General features: G+C 32.7%; 17 protein-coding genes. 2 read left to right on the top strand and 15 right to left on the bottom strand.

The window, feature by feature from the left end:
- The 9 genes from HYG85_RS17805 to HYG85_RS17765 form a co-directional block, all read right to left on the bottom strand.
- Positions 1-1,008 (bottom strand): dihydroxyacetone kinase subunit DhaK, encoded by a 1,008-nt coding sequence (locus HYG85_RS17805; RefSeq protein ID WP_212690793.1) that lies wholly within the window; start codon positions 1,006-1,008, stop codon positions 1-3.
- Between the two features lie 61 nt (positions 1,009-1,069).
- A complete protein-coding gene (gene rpiB, locus HYG85_RS17800) occupies positions 1,070-1,528 on the bottom strand; it encodes a ribose 5-phosphate isomerase B (RefSeq protein WP_212690792.1) in 459 nt (152 codons plus the stop codon).
- A gap of 57 nt (positions 1,529-1,585) precedes the next feature.
- Positions 1,586-2,662 (bottom strand): MDR/zinc-dependent alcohol dehydrogenase-like family protein, encoded by a 1,077-nt coding sequence (locus tag HYG85_RS17795; protein WP_212690791.1) that lies wholly within the window; start codon positions 2,660-2,662, stop codon positions 1,586-1,588.
- Between the two features lie 22 nt (positions 2,663-2,684).
- Entirely contained in the window at positions 2,685-3,800 is a 1,116-nt protein-coding gene (locus tag HYG85_RS17790) for an ABC transporter ATP-binding protein (RefSeq protein ID WP_212690790.1), read from the bottom strand.
- Positions 3,800-4,939: an ABC transporter ATP-binding protein gene (locus HYG85_RS17785; protein ID WP_212690789.1), complete on the bottom strand. Its 1,140-nt coding sequence runs from the start codon at positions 4,937-4,939 to the stop codon at positions 3,800-3,802. Before HYG85_RS17785 ends, HYG85_RS17790 begins: the two co-directional genes overlap by 1 nt.
- Before the next feature lie 12 nt (positions 4,940-4,951).
- Positions 4,952-5,779: a carbohydrate ABC transporter permease gene (locus tag HYG85_RS17780; protein WP_113674372.1), complete on the bottom strand. Its 828-nt coding sequence runs from the start codon at positions 5,777-5,779 to the stop codon at positions 4,952-4,954.
- 12 nt (positions 5,780-5,791) lie between these two features.
- A complete protein-coding gene (locus tag HYG85_RS17775) occupies positions 5,792-6,718 on the bottom strand; it encodes a carbohydrate ABC transporter permease (RefSeq protein WP_113674371.1) in 927 nt (308 codons plus the stop codon).
- A gap of 60 nt (positions 6,719-6,778) precedes the next feature.
- A complete protein-coding gene (locus tag HYG85_RS17770) occupies positions 6,779-8,221 on the bottom strand; it encodes an ABC transporter substrate-binding protein (protein ID WP_212690788.1) in 1,443 nt (480 codons plus the stop codon).
- Between the two features lie 429 nt (positions 8,222-8,650).
- The gene (locus HYG85_RS17765) at positions 8,651-10,249 is read right to left on the bottom strand and encodes a response regulator (protein ID WP_212690787.1); all 1,599 of its coding nucleotides are present in this window, start codon (positions 10,247-10,249) and stop codon (positions 8,651-8,653) included.
- Positions 10,250-10,444: 195 nt separating this feature from the next.
- Between HYG85_RS17765 and HYG85_RS17760 the strand changes: the two genes are divergently transcribed.
- Positions 10,445-12,193 (top strand): cache domain-containing sensor histidine kinase, encoded by a 1,749-nt coding sequence (locus HYG85_RS17760; protein WP_212690786.1) that lies wholly within the window; start codon positions 10,445-10,447, stop codon positions 12,191-12,193.
- Positions 12,194-12,308: 115 nt separating this feature from the next.
- Here the strand turns inward: HYG85_RS17760 and HYG85_RS17755 are convergent, their stop codons facing one another.
- From HYG85_RS17755 to selB, 5 genes are all read right to left on the bottom strand, one after another.
- Positions 12,309-13,319 (bottom strand): electron transfer flavoprotein subunit alpha/FixB family protein, encoded by a 1,011-nt coding sequence (locus HYG85_RS17755; RefSeq protein ID WP_212690785.1) that lies wholly within the window; start codon positions 13,317-13,319, stop codon positions 12,309-12,311.
- 24 nt (positions 13,320-13,343) lie between these two features.
- Positions 13,344-14,129 carry an electron transfer flavoprotein subunit beta/FixA family protein gene (locus HYG85_RS17750; protein ID WP_212690784.1) on the bottom strand — a complete coding sequence of 262 codons (786 nt, stop codon included), beginning with the start codon at positions 14,127-14,129 and terminating at the stop codon, positions 13,344-13,346.
- 12 nt (positions 14,130-14,141) lie between these two features.
- Entirely contained in the window at positions 14,142-15,281 is a 1,140-nt protein-coding gene (locus HYG85_RS17745; RefSeq protein WP_212690783.1) for an acyl-CoA dehydrogenase, read from the bottom strand.
- A 55-nt stretch (positions 15,282-15,336) separates the two neighbouring features.
- A complete protein-coding gene (locus HYG85_RS17740; RefSeq protein ID WP_113674364.1) occupies positions 15,337-15,753 on the bottom strand; it encodes a MaoC family dehydratase in 417 nt (138 codons plus the stop codon).
- A gap of 554 nt (positions 15,754-16,307) precedes the next feature.
- Positions 16,308-18,203 (bottom strand): selenocysteine-specific translation elongation factor, encoded by a 1,896-nt coding sequence (selB, locus tag HYG85_RS17735; RefSeq protein ID WP_212690782.1) that lies wholly within the window; start codon positions 18,201-18,203, stop codon positions 16,308-16,310.
- 315 nt (positions 18,204-18,518) lie between these two features.
- Between selB and HYG85_RS17730 the strand changes: the two genes are divergently transcribed.
- A complete protein-coding gene (locus tag HYG85_RS17730) occupies positions 18,519-19,259 on the top strand; it encodes an L-2-amino-thiazoline-4-carboxylic acid hydrolase (RefSeq protein WP_212690781.1) in 741 nt (246 codons plus the stop codon).
- Between the two features lie 124 nt (positions 19,260-19,383).
- Here the strand turns inward: HYG85_RS17730 and selA are convergent, their stop codons facing one another.
- A complete protein-coding gene (selA, locus tag HYG85_RS17725) occupies positions 19,384-20,796 on the bottom strand; it encodes an L-seryl-tRNA(Sec) selenium transferase (protein ID WP_212690780.1) in 1,413 nt (470 codons plus the stop codon).
- Positions 20,797-20,829 lie beyond the last annotated feature (33 nt).

Raw genomic sequence — 20,829 nt, 5'->3', positions numbered from 1 at the left:
TCATTTAGAGCCAAATTGTGTAAGTCCCATTGTGTCTACTTCAACGTCTATAAGTTCTTTTAACTCATCATCCAGTTTTGTCAATGTCAATGTAACTCCCATCATATCAAGTGAAGTAAAATAATTACCCACATAGGATTTATGGACTTTGATTCCTTTTTCTGTTAATATTTCTTCTACCTTATTATATAAAATATATAATTCCATAACTGAAGTGGCACCAAGTCCAGATACTAAAGCCACTACTTCATCACCTTCTACAAAAGGATAATCAGGCAATATTATATCAAGCATAGATTCAGCCATTTCATCTGCTGTTTTCAGTTCACTTACTTTTATTCCTGGTTCTCCATGATGACCTATACCGACTTCCATAGTACCTTCCTCTATGGTGAAGTTAGGCTTACCTACAGCAGGTATTGTACAAGGTGAAAGTCCAATTCCTACACTTCTAGTATTATCTATTGCTCTTTGAGATACTTCAATAACCTCATCAAGACTACCACCTTGAGCCGCTTTTGCTCCTCCTACTTTCCACATGATAATCTCACCGGCAACACCTCGTCTTTTTTCTCTTTCAGTCTTAGGTGCGGAAGCAACATCGTCATTAGCTACAACTGTTTTTACTTCAATGCCCTCCATTTTTGCCATTTCCAACGCCATTTTTACATTCATGTTATCTCCAGCGTAATTTCCATATAAACATGCTACTCCATTGCCTGAATTCGCCGCTTTAAATGAATCATAGAATGCCTTTGCGGTAGGTGAAGAAAATATCTCACCGATAGCAACTGCATCTATCATATTTTTGCCAATGTATCCAATAAAAGCTGGTTTATGACCTGAGCCTCCACCTGTTACAACACCCACTTTTCCTTCTATTGGAGCATTCTTATACTTCAGTACTCTTGAATTATCAGTTTTATCGACTATATCACAATGTGTCTTGACAAAACCTTTTAACATGTCTTCTACAACTTCATTTGGATTATTAATAATTCTTTGCATATACATTTTCCTTTCTATATATGTATGATTCATTGAATACATAATTTTATCGTGATAATTATCAACTACAACTTTTCTGGAATTCCTTCTCATATTCGCTTATTCTTTCAACCTTTGGTAGAGAACCACCATATTGGAATTCAGAATCAAGCCAGATAGATACTAACTGTTTAGCCAATTCTGCACCAATGACTCTAGCTCCCATTGCCATAATCTGAGCATTATTACTTTTTCTTGCTCTTTCAGCAGAGTACGGGTCATGGCATACAGCAGCTCTTATACCTGGTACCTTATTAGCAGTTATTGCCATACCAATACCTGTACCACAAATCAATATCCCTCTTTGGAATTTTCCATCTTTTACTGCCTTAGCAACTTTTACTGCCATGTCAGGATATAGTACAGGCTCATTATCATATACTCCATAATCTTCAACTTCTTGACCAATCTCTATTAAATATGCTTTTATCTTTTCTTTCAGCTCATATGCAGCTTCGTCACATCCGATTACAATAGACATAATATCCCTCCCTATGTAAATTGGTATTGATTAGACCTCTAATCCTAATATCTTCTTTTATGTCATTAAAATCACTTTTAGAGAATTATCTCCCTTTTCTGCTATTTCAAAAGCCTTTTTCCATTCTTCTAATGGTAATTTATGAGTTACAACACCTTCTGTAGGTAACTTACCATTACCAATCCATTCAATAACAGGCTCGTAGCAATATGGGCTAAGGTGAGCACCAAAAAGGTTCAGTTCTTTTCTGTCACTTATGATACTCCAATCAGCAGTCGCCAAGTCTTTGAATACGCTGAATTCAACGAATGTACCCATTTTTCTTATGGCTTCCAAGCCTTGTTGTACGCTCTTTGGATGTCCAGTTGCTTCTATATAGACATCACATCCATAACCTTCTGTAAGTTCCATTATCTTTTCAATTACATCCTCTTTGGCTGGATTCATTACCATGTCTGCACCGAATTTTTTAGCTAGCTCTAAACGGTCATCTTTCAGGTCTAGTACAATCAATAATTTTGGGTTCTTTTGTTTTATAGCTCCTACCATACCAAGTCCAAGTGTTCCAGAACCTGATAGTACTACTACATCTTCATTTCCTATATTTCCTCTATCAACACAATGTTTTGAACAAGCATATGGTTCAATCAATATAGCTTTTTCTATTGGCAGGTCTTTTGGAACATGATAATTCAATGATTCCTTAGGAAACTTCATATATTCTGCCATACCACCATTAACGTTGTTTTGGAATCCATATACATCATGCTTTTGACACATCCAATGTCTTCCTGTCTTACAGAATTTGCATTCCCAGCAAGGAACGATTTGTTCAGATATAACCCTGTCACCTAATTTGAAATCACCTTTTACATTAGGTCCCATTTCTACGATGGTACCAATAAATTCATGACCAGGAATCATAGGTGCTTTTATATATGCTGGATTTCCTTCTCCACCCCAGAAACTAGGCGCTCCACGATATGCTTTTATATCTCCTGCACAAACACCACAAGCTTCTAATTTAATAACAATTTCTCCTTCTCCTGCTCTTGGAACATCAACCTCTTCCAAGCGATAGTCCATTGGTGCGTAAGCTACTAATGCTTTCATCTTTTCTGGTAAATTTGACATAAATAATCCTCCTTTAATTTATTTATGGGTTTATTCTTTCTCCTGACTTAATATCAAATAAATGCGTTTTTTCTGCATTGACTTCCAATTTGATGATGTCACCTTGCTTATATCGTATTTCTTCTGTGGTAATAAGGGTAAGGAATTCTTGTCCTACTCTTATGCTTATACGTCTTTCTTCTCCTAGATTCTCAAATACCGCTACCTTCACTTTTGAACCTTTGCTAGCTTCGTTTCCAATCAGCAAGTCTGTAGGTCTTACCCCTAATTTTACCGTCATACCTTCCTTCACAATGGATTGGTATCTCTTGGGAACCCCGATTCTTACATCACTTCCCTTAAAATCGAAGAATAACTCATTGTCCTGTTTTGTTATATCTACTGTCATAAGATTCATAGGAGGCTCTCCAATAAAACCAGCTACGAATTCATTTACAGGATTATCATATACTTCCAATGGTGACCCGAATTGTTGTAATTTACCGTCTTTCATGATAGCTATTCTATCCGCAAGGGACATTGCCTCCAGCTGGTCATGGGTAACAATTATAGTTGTACATTTTATTTCTTTGTGTAGCCTTTTTATTTCTGTCCTTAGAACCTGTCTCATCTTTCCATCCAAGTGGGATAAGGGTTCATCCAGTAATAATAGTTTTGGTTTTCTCACTATAGCTCTTGCAATGTTGACACGTTGTTTTTGTCCGCCGCTAAGACCAACTGGTCTGCTGTCCAACAAGTCATCTACTTTTAATATAGGAGCTATTCTCATTATTTCTTTATGTATATCTTCTTCATTTACTTTTTTAGCTCTTAGATTAAAAGCGATGTTGTCATATACATTAAGTGGTGGATACAAAGCATAATCTTCAAAGGCTAGACCAATATGTCTTTCTTTCGGATGTAAATCATTGACTTTGGTCTCTCCAATAAAAATATCACCACTAGTAATATCTTCAAGTCCCGCAATCATACGTAAAGTTGTTGTTTTTCCGCACCCTGAAGGACCAAGTATACCAATAAACTCACCGTCTTTACATTCTAGGCTATAATCATTAACCGCATAATCATTCTGTTTCTTATTCTTTTTCTTGTTATTGTCATATCTTTTATAAACATTCTTCAATATCAGCTTTGCCATTATGCCATCCCCTTTATCAGCCTCTCTTGATTATTTCTAATGATAAATGTTTTATCTTCACTATCAAAAAACAGGGCATTCTTCATATCTATTTTTATGTAAATTTCCGAATCCAATTTAGCTTGCAGATTATTAGGCGCAATCAATCTTATTAGTTCATCATTTACGTTAACTATCAAAACGGATTTATTGCCTATAGGTTCTAGACTATATACTATACCCTTGATATAATCATCATCTTCCTTACCTAAACTATAGCTGATGTTAGTTCCTCTTATGCCTAAGTCAACAATCTCTTTATCATGTTTAGCAAGTGTACCTATGACTTCATCTTCTAGTTGGAATAATCTATCTTGTCCCAGCATATTGACTTTCAGCTTTCCATTATCATTGACTAGATCAACATTGAATATATTTATCTCTGGTTCTCCAATCAATCTTGCAACAAATTCATTAGCAGGAGTATAATAGACCTCATCTGCTGTTCCAACTTGTTCAATGGCACCATTGTTAATTATTCCTATTCTGTCTCCAAGACTTAATGCTTCAAGATAATCGTGAGTTACGTAGATGGTTGTAGTATTAAAACTTGACTGCATTTCTTTCAGTTCAGCTCTCATAAAATGTCTAAGCTTAGCATCAAGATGTGCCAATGGTTCATCCATCAAGAATACATTAGGTTCTCTAACCAGACATCTCCCAAGAGCAACACGCTGTCTTTGACCGTTACTCAGCTGACTTGGCAGTCTATCCATGAGATGATCTATTTTCATCATGGAAGCAACCCTGTAGACTTCTTTTTTTATAAACTCCTCATCCTTCTTATATAGAGGACTTCTCATAGGTGATGCTATGTTATCATAGACAGATATATGAGGGTACAGTGCATAATTCTCAAATACCATGGAAACATTTCTTTTGGCTGGTTCAATAAGATTAACAATCTCTTTATCTATTTTCACTAATCCTTCATTAGGAAATTCAATTCCTGCTATTGTTTTCAAGATGGTGGTTTTTCCTGCACCTGCCGGACCAAATAAGACAAAGAATTCTTTATCTTTAACTTCTAGACTGATATTATTAAGTGCAGTAACTTTATTAAACTTTTTTGTTATATTATCTAATTCAATATGAGCCATGAATTCATCTCCTTATCCTTTTACCGCTCCAAAACTTAAACCTCTTACTAAGTGTTTTTGAATGATTAAGGCTAATATGACCTCAGGCAATGCTGCTATTGTTGATGCTACTGCCATTTGTCCATAATGTACTGTATCTGAAGCAATATATTTTAATGAAGCTACTGTAACTGTTTCGATTTTGAAACCATTCAATAATAGTGGGAATGTAAAGCTATTCCAAGCAAAAATGAATGATAGTAGTGCAGATGCCACGAGTCCAGGTTTTATCAATGGCAATAGTATCTTCCAGAAGACATGGTACCATGAGTAACCATCAAGTTGTGCCGCCTGCTCCACTTCTACTGAGATATCTTCAAAATAACCTCTCAGCACCCATATCAATAAAGGTAATGTTATCAATTGATATACCCATATCAAGCCAAAATAAGTATCATAAATACCTAATTGCTGATATATCATGAATAATGGTAGGATAACTAATATCTCAGGAGCAAATCTAAAAGATAATATTGTAAAAGCCAAGTCTTCTTTTCTCTTGAAGTTATAACGTGCAAGGGCATACGCTGCTGGAACACCTACGATTACTGATATAATAACCGCACCACTACTTACTATGATATTATCCAAGAATGCCTTGAAATAATTGGTTTTCAATAATACTTCTACATAGTTGTCAAGAGTAGGTTTGAAGAAAAAAGTGGTAGTATACATTTCTGTATCACTTTTAAAAGTAATTATAATCATCCATAATAGTGGAAACAATGCAAATATTGCATAAATTGCTAATAAAGTATTTCTTCCTATCTTACCTAAAATACGCATTCTATGTCTATCCATTCTAATCCTCCTCTAGTTACCACTTGCATTTTTCTGAACCTTGAGCCATTTACCAACCAACTTTTTACTGATAACATATATAATGATCCATAGGAACAATACATACGGCAACGACTTACCAAGTTTCAAGAAAGCAAATCCTGTGTTATATCCAGTTATGGATAGGTTCATGAGAGTATCTCCTGGTCCACCTTTTGTTAACGCAAATATAATAGAAAATTCCTGTAAAGAAGCCATTAACCTAAAAATAAGAGCTATGTACATATAGGGTTTGAGCATAGGCAGTGTTAATGTCTTAAAAGTGAACCATGCTGAACCACCATCTATTTTTGCTGATTCAAAAGGTGATTTTGGTAGAGATTGAATACCTGCCAGAATCAATATGATAACAAAAGGTGCATACACCCAGATATCTATAACCGTAGCTGTGAACATTGCTGTTTTTGCTGATGAAGCCCAAGGGAAATTGTATATCCCAAATATATTTAAGAATTTTTCTAGAATACCAACAGATGTGTTGGTCATTAATTGCCATATCAATGTAGCTATTACAGGAGCAATCATTAACGGGAATATCAATACTACCTTCAATATTTTTGTAAAACGACTTGCTCTACTTAATAACAACGCTATCCCTAGACCTAATAACATTTCTGAACCTGTTGTAAATAATGCATATTTTCCAGTAACTAATACCGCATGCCAAAAATCTCTGTTAAGAAACATATCCGACCAGTTTTTGAACCCGACAAACTTGAATGTAGGACTTCTGAAAGAAAAATTGGTTAAAGAATAATATATAGCAATACCAAAGGGATATAGTATTCCTATAGTAATTAATAATGCTGGTAGCATAATTAGATAAGGTCTAGCTTTAACTAGAAATGGAATTTTCGTGTAATGATTGATATCGACAATTGTTTTGTTTTGTGTACTCATTTTCAGTCCCCCTGTTTAATACAAGGAGGATTGATATCCTCCTTGATTAGTAATGATAGACTATTCTACTTCGATGTCTTCTACTGTTTTATTTATTTTCTTTTGTAACGCATCCATACCCTCTTGTGTTGAACCAAATTTACCTGCTACAATTTCCTGTAATGTAGCTGCCCATTCAGTTGTAGTTTCGAAGAAATGAGGTTGTGGTGTAAATTGAATAGTTGTACCATCTATAGTTTCTTTAAATACTTCTGCATATCCATCTGCTTTTTTAATTACTTCAACAAAATCAGGATGTTCAAATACTGATTGACGTGCTGGATTAACTACTTTTGCATTCACTGATGCCCATAAAGAATATTCTTTTCCAGTGAAATATTGTAAGAACAACCACGCTGCCTGTTTATGTTTTGATTCTTTATTCATAGCTAATGCCCAAGTCCATAGATTAGAATTAACTTCTGTTTTTCCTTCTGGCAATGGTGCACTAACCCATGAAATGTTTCCAGCTTCTTTTGAAGCTCCTTCTGGATTTTGGAAATAACTAACAACATCTGCATCAAATAACATAGCCGCTTTTCCTGCCCCTAGATCCGCTGATGCTTGATACCATGTATAACTTGACCATGAAGGAGAGCCCCCAGCCCTAATTAATTTAGCCCACATATCTGTCATCTCAACAGCTTCCTTAGAGTTAACCATTGAAACTAGTTTTCCGTCTTTTATTTCAAAATCTTTTGCTCCATAGTTGACAAATGTGGACATATAACCTGGATGAATGGTCGCCCAGTTTCTTGAACCACGAAGAGCTAATCCATATGTTCCTTTACCATCAAATTCATTTAACTTAGTTGTTACATCAAGAAGCTCTTCCATAGTTTTAGGTGGTTTTAATCCATTCTCTTCAAATATTCTTTTGTTATATGCTAAAGTGTAAGCTTCAAATCCCATAGGAAGTGCCCATTGAGGACCTGTTCCTGTCTTATGCCCAGGTACTAAATCCCATCTTAATGCTCCGAGTATTCCTGAATAGAAATCATCGATATTATAATCACTTGCTGTCATATTAGGGTCATCAATAAATTCACTTAGATCTTGTATATATCCTGGAGGCGCATATTCCCATATCTGGTATGCACCAGTCATAAATATATCAGGATCTCCTGAACGACTGTTCAATGACGTTGTTACCTTATCAAAATAATTTTCTTCTGGAGTAATAGAGTAGTCTACTTTGATTCCTGTCTTCTCCTCAAAATCAGGAATCTTCTTAATAACTGCTTCTGCATAAGGATGTTGATTAAAAAGAATTTTTATTTCTTCTCCTTTAGCCATGTCCCAGCTAAATCCAGTTTTCTTTGCTTCTTCTTTAACTTTTTTAGTTGAATCATCGGATTGATTTGGTGTACTGATTGAATTTTTACCACCGCAAGCTGTTAAAGAAAATAAGAAAACCAAGATTAATCCAAAACTAAGTGATCTTTTCCAAATACTTTTAATCATACCTCTTCCTCCTTAATAATGTATATTTCAGCTTAATATAATACTTCTTCTGTAGCAGAATCACCTTAAGCAGCAACTAACTGCCCCCTTCCTTAATTTTTCTATTCAATAGTAAAGAAGTATCATGAAGCTAGAAATCCTCTTACAACTATCTTTCCTCATTCATTTGGTTATATCCATCATAATCGTCTCAAGAATTATGGTTATTATTATGGTTTTTTCTACTGTTTTCCAATGTTTTTTGTTTATATTTCACATTATACAGGTTAATTTTATAATTTAAAATGAATAATCTTTCTATTTTCTACAATATTTTTTGATATATTTTTAACATTTTCACAACATATCGTATTTTTTTGCACCATAAAAAAAACTACTAAATTATTTTTATAAAATAGTAAAATAATTTAGTAGTGCATAAAATTTTTATTACATATTTAATTTTCTATAATCTTTACATGTCATTCCTGTAATATCCTTGAAAACCTTACTATAATAATAAGGATTATCAAATCCAACTTTTTCTGCTACTTCATAGATTTTATAATTAGAATCAAGTAAGAATTTTTTTGATTTTTCTATACGCATGTTAGTAAGGAAACTACTGTAATTGATTCCTGTCTCTTGTTTGAAGAGTAGGCTCAAATAACTTTTGCTGATCTGAACGTAATTGGCAACTTCCGATAATGCTATATCTTTATCATAATTATCTTTGATATATTCGATTACTTTTGAAATAATATAAGAATATTTATTTGATTTATTAGTTACATTGAACTTAGTTATCTCATGATAAATATCAACAACATATTTTTTCACCATTTCAAAACTATATAGTTGTTCAAAATTATCATAATTGAATTTGTTCTCATTAAGGGATTTATCTCTATTCATATTCAATTCTTTTGATATGAATTTTGCCTGGCTTAAAAAATCAATAAATATATCTTTAACAAAATGGATATTCTTATATCTATATAATTCCTCAAAAATATTATATATATATCTATCTAACTCTTTTATACTAAAAGTCTTAATATGTTTTTTTAGAATCTTAGAATCTATTACAGGGCATTTATCGTGATTAATATTCATTTCCTTGTTATATAGCACAATATCCTGTGAATCATCAAAAAAAGAATATTGTAATGCAATAGTTGTCTGTTCATATAATGCAGGAAGATTACTCATATCATCATCTATTTCACTTATACCTATATTCAGACAAACATCCAGAAATTGCTGAACTGACTTTTTCATCTTCTTTATTAGATAAATAATCCTCTCTTTTGATTCAACATCATCTTTATTACAATCCAAGTTAAATAGATAGGTTATACCATTGTCCTTAACAAAATGAAAGAATGGTATTTTACTTTCTAGAAAAGTATTACTTGAAACTGTAATAACCGTTTTCAACAAATCCTTTATATCCATATATCTAGAAGCTAATACTTCATCAATATAAATTTCTGTAGTAACTACGGCAAAGGATTGTAAACCAAGGGTTATGTTACTGTTTCTTAATAATGATTTTATCTCTGCTTTTGAATCAGATTTTCCAGTTAATATCTTTTCCAAATTTCTTTCATCATATGTATAACCTGCAGTCTTATCAACCTTTTTCTTAACTGCACTTTTTCTTTCATCAATGTTCAATTCGTCATTGAACTTATTTAATATATTCAATAAATTATTAGGTGATAAATTAGATTTCAAAATATATTCAGAGGCGCCTAGAGAAATGGCTTCTTTTGCATAACTAAAATCATCATAATGAGTGAGTATGACAGCTTTTAATGATGGTTTTTTATCTTTTAGAATTTGTATAAGCTCCAATCCATTAATTATAGGCATTTGAATATCTGTCAAAAGAATATCTGGATCAAATTTATCAAAGAGTTCTATTGCTTCTTTTCCGTTTTTAGCTTCTCCTACGATAATATAACCATTTTCTTCCCAATTAATGGTTGTCCTAAGTCCAACCCTAACCAAAAATTCGTCATCTGCAATTAGTATTTTTTTCATATCTCACCCCAAACTATAATTTTAATGAAATTATATGCTATAATATGATATAATTATAGCATATTTGACATAAACTGCAATCCAAAAATGTTTCCACACAGTAAAAATATCCAATTAATCGTCTCAATCCGTTTTTCATATGTTAGTTTTTACATTACAACTATATAAACCAAATTATATGAAAGAGGTATCTTAATGAAAAAAGTAACTATTAGAAGTAAATTATTTTTATCAATATGTTTACTGACTACCTTGTCATTGATATGTATCAGTTATGTAGTATATGTACTTTTTTTCCAAACCCTTAAAACCAACGAAATACAATATTCCATTCAATCATCAAATGAAACTAAACATAATATTGAATTATTCCTGAAATTGGTAACAAATACTTCTACTCTTTTGTCATCTAATGAAGAAATATTAAATGAATTAAAGAGGGATATATCGCCTAATGACACGGAAAAAGCCATGATAGAAAATGAAGTCAATACTATGTTGAAAAATATTATTAGTGTAAATGAATTCATAAAAGGTATATATATAATAGGACATGATAGTCAGTTCTTCACAAGCGATTGGGCTATCCGTGAAAATCAGTTAAGAGAGAAATATGATTCCATGCTTAATAAGGATATGTCCTTAGAAGAATTCTATACAAGTATTCACCCAAATACTTACCACCTATTTTCAGAATTATATGTTATCTCTTATGTAAAACCAGTATTTCAATTTCCTTCAGGGGAAAATCTAGGAACAATAATAATTGATATCAACTATAATTATCTTGAAGAAATATTTACCATGTCATCAATTGAAAACAGCGAAAAAGTAATTGTCATAAACAGCAAAGGTGAAACCATTTTCACTTTTCCCTATAATGTGAGATTGGATAATGTAATTGAAGAGAATCCCCAACTCCTAACCCTTGAAAAAACAAAATTGAATACTAAGGTTTTCGGAAAAGAAAGTATCATAGTTTCACAAATAATTGATAATAGTGATTGGAAAATAATTACTATCAGAGCAACAGATAAAATACATAAAAATACTAATTATCTGGGTTCTATGGCTATTACCATATTTCTTGTTGTAATCGTTATTTCATTAATTGCTTCTTTTTTAGTATCTAATGCACTGACTAAGCCTATTAAGAAACTAATAACAAAGATAAAGTTAGTTGAACAAGGAAATCTTAACGTACGGATTACAGTAAGAAGTAATGATGAGTTAGGACAATTAAGTACTTCTTTTAATAATATGATAATTAAGATCAACGAATTGATTAAAAAGATATTAGACCAGCAGAAGAAAAAGGCTGATATGGAATTCAAGATCTTGCAAGCTCAAATAAACCCACATTTTCTTTATAATACATTGGATTCCATCAAGTGGCTTGCCATATTACAGAATGTGGATAATATAAGCGACATGGTTACTGCTATAATCAATCTTCTGAAATACAATATTTCCAAAGAAGATGTATCAGTTAAGTTATCTGAAGAAATAAATAGTATCAAAAATTATATTACCGTACAAAATTATAGATACGGCAATATTTTCAAAGTAATCTATTCTTTTGAAGAAAATACCTTGGATTGTATAGTTTTACGTTTTATTCTTCAACCAATTGTTGAAAATGCTATCTTTCATGGTTTTGAAAATCTGGATGATAATGGTATTATTGAGATTAAGGCTTTTATAAGAGATAATAACCTTGTTATTGAAGTTACTGATAATGGTACTGGAATGGATGAAAAGACCTTGGATAATATTAAAAATGATAAGCATCTCAGAAAAAAATTTAGTGGTATAGGAATACAGAACATCCAAGAAAGGATACAACTATATTTTGGTAATGAATATGGATTATCCTATAGCAGTCAAGTTGGCAAGGGTACCAAAGTTACTTTAACTCTTCCTTATCAATTTTCTGATAATTAAATATTGAATGTAGAAAACCTTGTAGTATCTAATCTTATCAGATCATCCTATAATAAAATGATGCTGGTATACTACAAGGTTTTCTACTATTGATTTTCCATATATAATTGGCTTCCTACCTATTTTCTTTAACAATTTTCAACTGGTTAATCAATTCAGGTATAACTTTGTGGACATCACCAACTATTCCTAAATCGGCTACCTCGAATATTGGTGCCTCCGAGTCTTTATTTATTGCAATAATGAAATCTGATTCTTCCATACCTGCCAGATGCTGAATAGCTCCAGATATACCACATGCAAAATATAAACCTGGTCTAACAGTTTTACCTGTTTGACCTACTTGATGGTCTTTATTAATCCAACCAGCATCAACAACCGCTCTAGATGCAGATACCTGTCCTTTCAATTCTTTGGCTAATTCCTTTAATATGGTGAAGTTGTCAGCTTTGCCGATTCCTCTTCCGCCGGATACAAGCACATTGGCATCTTCAATATTGATTTTTTCTTTTTCTTCTTTTACTACTTCAAGAATTTTATAGGTCATGTCAGATTCGTTGATGTCAATCTTGTATTGTTCTACTTCTCCTGCTCTTGAAGTATCTTTTTCCAACTTTTGCATAACCCCTGGTCTGACTGTTGACATCTGGGGTCTATAATTAGGACATATGATTGTTGCTAATATATTACCGCCAAAAGCAGGTCTTGTCATAAGAAGATTATTATTTTCTTCATCAATCTCTAGTGATGTGCAATCTGCTGTAAGTCCTGTATGTATTCTTGCTGAAATTCTTGGTGCAAGATCCCTTCCTATTGCTGTTGCACCAAATAATACAATCTCAGGTTTTCTATCATTTATAATTGTACTCATAGCTTTTGTATAAGGTTCTGTCATATATACTTCAAAAATCTTATCATCTGCATAGATAACTTTATCTGCTCCATAATAGATTAGTTCTTTTGTTTTGTCCATCATATCGTATCCAATTAATACCGCAGTCATCTTTTCACCTAGATTATCTGCTAGTTCTCTTCCTTTACCAAGAAGCTCTAGAGAGACTTTGCTTATCATGCCTTCTCTTTGTTCTACAAATACTACTACACCTTTATATTCATTAATATTCATCCTTATACCTCCTTTCCCCGTTGGTTATATAATGTATTTTTCTTGTAGTTTCTTAACAATTATGCTAGCCGCTTCTTCATTATCTACTTCAAATACTTTTCCTGCAGTTTTAGCACCTTTTGTAAATGATTTTTTTACTTTGGTAGGTGAACCCTTAAGTCCGATAGTAGATCGGTCATCTATATCTAAATCATCTAATTTCCATACTTTTATTTCTTTTTCTCTATATGAATCAATTATTCCTCTAACCGACATATATCTTGGTTTATTCATTTCACTTAGAGTAGTAATCAAACATGGCATTTTGACTTCTATGATATGGTATCCATCTTCAAAAGCTCTTTTGAGTATTAGTTTGTCATCTTTCTTCATAAGATTCTCAACATAACTTACATGAGGTATCTTGAGATGTTCAGCAATCTGAGGTCCAACTTGAGCTGTATCCCCATCAATAGCTTGACGTCCTGCAATTATTAAATCATAGTCAAGCTTCTCTAATGCTTTTGAAATAGTAGTTGATGTTGCCCAGGTATCAGCACCTGCAAAGGCTCTATCGCTTAATAATATTCCTTCATCTGCTCCCATTGCCAAAGCTTCTCTAAGAGCATTTTTAGCCTGTGGAGGTCCCATTGTTATTACTGTTACAACACCACCGTATTTGTCTTTTAATGTTAGAGCTGCTTCTAGTCCTCTTTTATCGTCAGGGTTGATAATACTTGGTATACCATCTCTTATGAGTGTTCCTGTTTCTGGATTGAGCTTAACTTCTGTTGTGTCAGGAACCTGTTTTATACAAACAACTATATTCATTATCTGACCTCCTTATTTTAGCAAACCAGTTGCTATTACCATTTTCTGAACTTCGGAAGTTCCTTCGTATATTTCTGTTATCTTAGCATCTCTCATCATTCTTTCAACTGGATATTCCCTTGTATAACCATAACCACCATGAAGCTGTACAGCTTTTGTAGTGACTTCCATTGCTGTTTCTGCCGCAAACAGTTTAGCCATAGCTGCATGAGAGCTATAAGGTTCATCATTATCTTTGGCTCTTGCCGCTCTATATACTAGCAATCTTGCAGCATCCACTTTTGTCTGCATATCTGCAATGGTAAATTGTGTATTCTGGAATTTTGATAGAGCTTTATTGAATTGTTTTCTCTCTTTTACGTATTTAATAGTTTCATCAAGAGCACCTTGAGCTATTCCAAGAGCTTGTGCAGCTATACCTATACGTCCACCATCAAGGGTTTTCATTGCAATACCAAAGCCTCTGTTCAATCTTCCTAGCAAGTTTTGTTTTGGAACTTTACAGTCCCTGAATATTAGTTCACAAGTTGCAGAACCTTTTATTCCCATTTTTGATTCTTTTTTACCAACACTGAATCCTTCATAATCTTTTTCTACGATAAAGGCTGAGATACCTCTTGTTCCTAGACTTTTGTCAGTCATTGCCATGATTATATAAATATCTGCATGTCCTGAGTTGGTAATAAATATTTTTGAACCGTTTAATATGTAATAATCATCTTCCAATCTTGCTGTGGTCTGTTGCGCTGAGGCATCTGTTCCTGCGTTAGGTTCAGTTAGTCCGAAGGCACCTAACAATTTGCCTTCTGCTAATGGTTTAAGATATTTTTCTTTTTGTTCTTTTGTACCAAATTGATATATAGGCCAAGCGCATAGGGAAGTATGAGCAGATACAATTACTCCTGTAGTTGCACAAGCTTTTGATAATTCTTCTACTGCCATAGCATAGGCTAGGTTGTCTCCTCCGCTTCCACCTACTTCTTTTGGGAATGGGATACCGAGCATCCCGTATCTTGCAAGTTTTTCTACTGTTTCTACTGGAAATCTTTCTTCTTCATCTACTTCACTTGCCAGAGGCTTTACTTCGTTTTCTGTAAATTCTCTGTACATTTTTTGCAGCATTTCATATTCGTTGGAAATAGAAAAATCCATGTAATGGTTCCTCCTTTTTGTTGATATTTGTAATTATTGATTCTATTATTAATTTTTATTTTGGGGGCATGACTGTTGCTATTCCTTCTAGTACAATTTTTTCTTTTTGATTAGTGCATATGGTTTTTAGTTTGATAATGTTCTTTTCTTCTTTTTTCTCTATTACTTCTACTTGTGCTTTTATAGTATCTCCAAATCTGACAGGAGCGGTAAATTTTAGTTCTTGACCTAGATATATTGTTCCTGGACCTGGCAGTTGCATTCCAAGTACTGCTGAAATTAGTCCTGCGGTAAGCATACCGTGGGCTATACGACCTTTGAACATGGATTTTTCTGCTTCAACCTGATTTATATGTGCGGGGTTCTGATCTCCTGTTATACCTGCATATAGGTATACGTCAGATTCGGTGATTGTCTTTTGAAATGAAGCTGTATCTCCAATGTTTAGGTTGGATATTGTTTTTCCTTTCATTATTTACCTCCTTGTGGGATTTTTTTAACAAAGTTATTACAGTTTAATATTATCTTTATATTCTTAACTATATGATAAATCGTATAAGGGAAAAAAGCATCTAGTTAGGTGTTATTTTATGGATAGTTAAGGTTTTTTTGTTATAGCTTTATTAATTGAATCAAATTTGGTTGGAGACTATTTATTTGTAATGGGGAGGGGGGATTATCTTAATTTATGGGATGGGGGAGGGTAACGTTTTATCAGATTTATTGTAGTGGTAGATGGTGGGGTAGATTGTTAATTTATTATTAAAATAGGTTGGGAATAAATAATATCATGATAAAGGAGTTGTTTGTTAGATTTTGGTGATTAATGTTAGGAGTAATAATTTAGGTGGTATTGAAATTAAAAGAAGTATTAAAAGGAAAGATTATTAGTGGTTTAGTATTGGAATGATTAGTGTAGTGCAAGTGGTATAGTATTCGTTTTACTTGCCTTTCTCCTGAAGGACCGGTCTGCGTAAAACGAATACTATACCACTTTTGTTGGGTGTAATGATTTTTTTATTTTATTTATTTGGTTTTTAGTTGGATTCGTTGGTTGTTTTGTCGTTTGGTTATGCCTATTTGGTCTAGGTATTCTAGGAGGATTATTGTTTGTTTTCTTCCTATTAGTAGGGTGTCTCTTACTTGTTGTACTGTTATTTTGTTTTGTTGGGTGAAGAGGGTGTTGATATGGTTTAGTAGGTTATCGTAATTTGTTTTATGGATGTAGGTGGTTTGGTTTAGTTTTATTATTTTATTTATTTGTTGGAGGAACTTTAGTTGGTGGTTTAGTTGGTTAGTGTTGATGTTGGGTTGTGTGGTGTTAGTTGTGTTAAAGCCTTGTAGGTTGGTTTTTAGTATTAGTTGTTCTAGTTTGTTTATTTGATTGTTTTGGTATATTTGGGTTATTCGTTGTTGTTTGTTCATGATGATTTGGTCCTTTGAGATGCTTAGTAGGTTGTTTTTATTGTATTGGGTTAATAGGGTGTCGAATTGGTCTTTGTTCCATTTTGGGAATGTTTTAGTTCTTAGGGTTTCTTTGTTTATTGAGATAGTGTATTTGTTGTTTTGGTAGTATTCTTCTATTGATTTTATTATTAGTTGTTTTAGGTAGGTGTTTGTTTCGTTGCTGATATAGTATTTGTTTTTTAGTTTTAGTATCTTTTGTTGGTTTAGTAGGGTGGATAGTGATTGATAGATGGTTTGTCGGTTGATGTATAGATTTTTGAATATTTTGTCTATGGTAAATAGTTGATGGTTGGTTTGTAGTAGGTTTAGGATTATATGGGTTGGATTAGCTTGTTCTAGTAAAGTGAAGTAATCTAATGTTTTAGTTTGCAGGTGTGATAGTTTAGGTGATTTGTGAGATAGTATTCTGCCTCCTCCGATAGTGATTACTGGGGTTAGTGAGCGTATTATGAATTTGTCGCCGAATACAGCTGTAACTGGTTTTTCTAGTCTTATTCTGGCGTAGGCTTTTTGATTTTTTTCTATTTGGTCTTGTTGAATTAATTTTATTTTTCCTAGTACTTCTGTTGTTCCTATGTGTAATCTGACTTTTTGGTTGTGTTTTATTGTGTAGTTGTCCATTAAGTTATAGATTACGGTATCTATGGAGAGTGTAGGGGATAATTCTTGTGGTTTTCCTATTACGTCGCCACGGTTTATTGATGATTTTTCTACTTTGGTTAGATTTATTGCGCATCTTTGACCAGCGTAGGCTTTATTCATTTCTGAACCATGTACTTGGATTCCTCTAACTTTTGAGTTTATTTTGTTTGGGAGTATTTCAATATGATCATCTTTGGTTATTTTGCCGCCTGTTATTGTTCCTGTTACTACTGTTCCATGACCTTTTATGGTGAATACTCTGTCTATGGGCATTCTGAATAATTCGGCATTCCTTTTTTTATTTATTGTTTTGGATTGGTTAAGTATTATGTTTTTAAGATTGTCTATGCCTATATTTAGTTTGGAGGATACTTGACAGATAGGTGATTCTCTTAAAGGGGTTTCTTTTATGAAAGATTTTATTTTGGTTGTTGTGTTGTCTAGGCTTTCATTATTTATTAAGTCTATTTTTGTTATAACTATGATTATATTGGTTATGTCTAGCATAGAGAGTATGTTGATGTGTTCAATTGTCTGTGGCATGATGCCTTCGTCCGCTGCGATGATTAGTAGTGCCATATCCATTCCAGTTGCACCTGATACCATTGTTTTTATGAGTTTTTCGTGGCCTGGTACATCTACGATAGAGAAAATCTTTCCATCTAAATGAAAGGGGGCAAATCCTAGTTCAATAGTCATCCCTCTTTGTTTTTCTTCTTTCAGTCTGTCTGTATCGCAGCCTGTCAGTGCTTTTACTAGTTCTGTTTTACCGTGGTCTACGTGTCCTGCTGTTCCTATAATTAAATGTTCCATTATTTTCACCTTTATATAATATTATTTATGTTTTGTATTGTATCAAATAGTGATGCATTAATTGATGTATATGTTTATTTGCAAATGTATGTATTTATTTGTTAATGATTACATTATTTAATGATACCATAGAATACTTTATAATTCACCTATCTACAATAAAATAAGTGTTATATCATTTGTGTAATATTGCAGGAAATATAAACCTCAATTTAATGATAATGATTATAGAATTCAATTGCAATTCATTGACATTTGGGCTATGATTTGTTAAGTTATTATTATACAATTAAAATACAAAGGAGTGATAGTGTTATGTCAGAGAATGATTATTACATAAGACAGAAAGATAAACTTTCTAAGTCAATAGAAAAATTTTTGAAACCAATTACACCTGAATTAATTGACATGTTCGGTAATAAAGAAGCTAGCGTAGTTAAACTAAAAGTCAAAAATGAGTATGATAAACTAATACCTCAGTTCCCTTATATTGGCGGTGATGACAACAAATTGACATCTAATCTTGTTCAAGCAAGTTGGGGACTAGCCTTGTATCGAGTATTGAAAGAATATGACATTGATTTATATGATATTGGAAAATTAATCTATTTATCGTTGACTAGACATTTTAACAAATTGCCAAGGTTCATAAGAAAAATCATGGGTAGAAGGATGTTCTCAAAATCAAAAGTAATAAAGATGAAACGAAGAGCCTTTTTATCCAGAGAGAAAAAATATCCTTATGATTGGGTATGGGAAGTTAATGATGGTGATGGTATCAATTATGACCTTGCAATAGATTATACTGAATGTGGTATAGTTAAATTTTTTCATGATCAAGATGCTGATGAGTTAGTACCTTATCTATGCAATCTGGATTATGTTATTTTCAAGGCTTTTGGAATTGAACTTCATCGTACTAAGACATTAGGCTGTGGCTGTGATTGCTGTAATTTCAGATTTATTAAGAATGGTACTCCTAGAGAACCATGGCCACCATTTTTTGTAGATACTGCCGAAAATGTATCTGCTAATAAGACCAATCAAACTAACTAATAATTACTATTTTGGGTATTAATACAAAAGGATTATTAGAAATTGAACTGTTTCATCATTACAAGATAAATTAATCTATTACCTTTTATCTTCTTTTGAAACAGTTCAAATTTTTATTAATGGATTATTTTTCATATATAATATTCTTAAAAGCATCTGCAATATGTTTATAGTCATCTTTTTTAATGGTTCTCATACTTAAAATAATACCATCATTCTTAATTTTACAGATAATCGGTATAGTATTATCTCTTAATCTACTTTGTAATACATTCGCACCTATCTTGCTATTTCGAATGTACAAAGCAACACCTTTTACTGTAATACCTGGTAGAGAACCTCCACCAACAGGATTATTTTCCTCTATAATATCTACATCTATTTTATTACCAATTTTTTCTTCCATCATTTCTTTTAAGATATTCGCTTCTTCTGACAAAGTTCTAGAAGTCTTAGTCAACATATCTATTATTGGAATTTTTTCCTTAACATTTTTATTTTCTACATATATACTTAACACTTCCTGTAAAGCTATAAGGGACATCTTATCAATTCTAACCATTCTTGTGAGTGGATTAACCTTAATTTTTTCAACAAATTCTTTTTTCCCTACGATAATTCCTGCTTGAGGTCCTCCTAATAATTTGTCTCCACTAAAAGTTATTATATCCAGACCTTTCTTAACTTGGTCCATTACTGTAGGTTCATAAGGCAGATTGAAATTTTGTAAATCCAGTAATACACCACTTCCTAAGTCTTCTACAGATATAATTTCTTTTTCATTCCCTAGATTCACTAATTCTTCACCTGAAACCTCATGGGTGAATCCTTCTATTCTGTAATTGCTTTTATGAACTTTTAATAATATTCTAGTATCTTCTGTTATAGCATTTTCATAGTCTCTTGTATAAGTTTTATTAGTGGTACCTACTTCCACCATCTTAGCACCACTTCGCTCTATAATCTCAGGAATTCGAAAACTTCCACCAATCTCAACTTGTTCTGATCTAGCTACTATCACTTCTTTATCAAGCGCCAGAGTATTAATGCATAGAAAAACTGCTGCGGCATTATTATTAACCACTAGGGCACTTTCTGCACCAGTCAACTTAATTAATAATTCTTCTACACTATCGTATCTAGAACCCCGTTTCCCAGTGGTTAAGTCATATTCTAGATTGCAATAACTACTTGCTACATCATTGATTTTATCTACAGCTCTTTTTGGCAGGGGAGCTCTTCCCATGTTAGTGTGAAGTATTATACCTGTCCCATTGATTACTCTATTTAATCTTTTTTTCTCTGATGAGTTAGCATATTTTATAACTTCATCAATGATAAAATTATATATATCTTCTTTTGAATCACTTTGTCTATGATAACTAGTTGAAATTATCTTATTTCTGTAATTATTGGTAACCTTAATTATTATATCTTTTATAATGATTTTGCCTTTTTGTTGAACCAATTCTAATATTTTATGGTCTTCAAGAATTTCATTTGTAGATGGGATTTTTCTTAGGATATCATTTACCAATTTCAAATCCCCCTTTCTATTGTTTAAGATTCT

The sequence above is a fragment of the Vallitalea guaymasensis genome, from assembly GCF_018141425.1.
Lineage (GTDB): Bacteria > Bacillota > Clostridia > Lachnospirales > Vallitaleaceae > Vallitalea > Vallitalea guaymasensis.
Note: the sequence above shows the minus strand (reverse complement) of the source record. Positions and strands in the feature narration are given on the sequence as shown.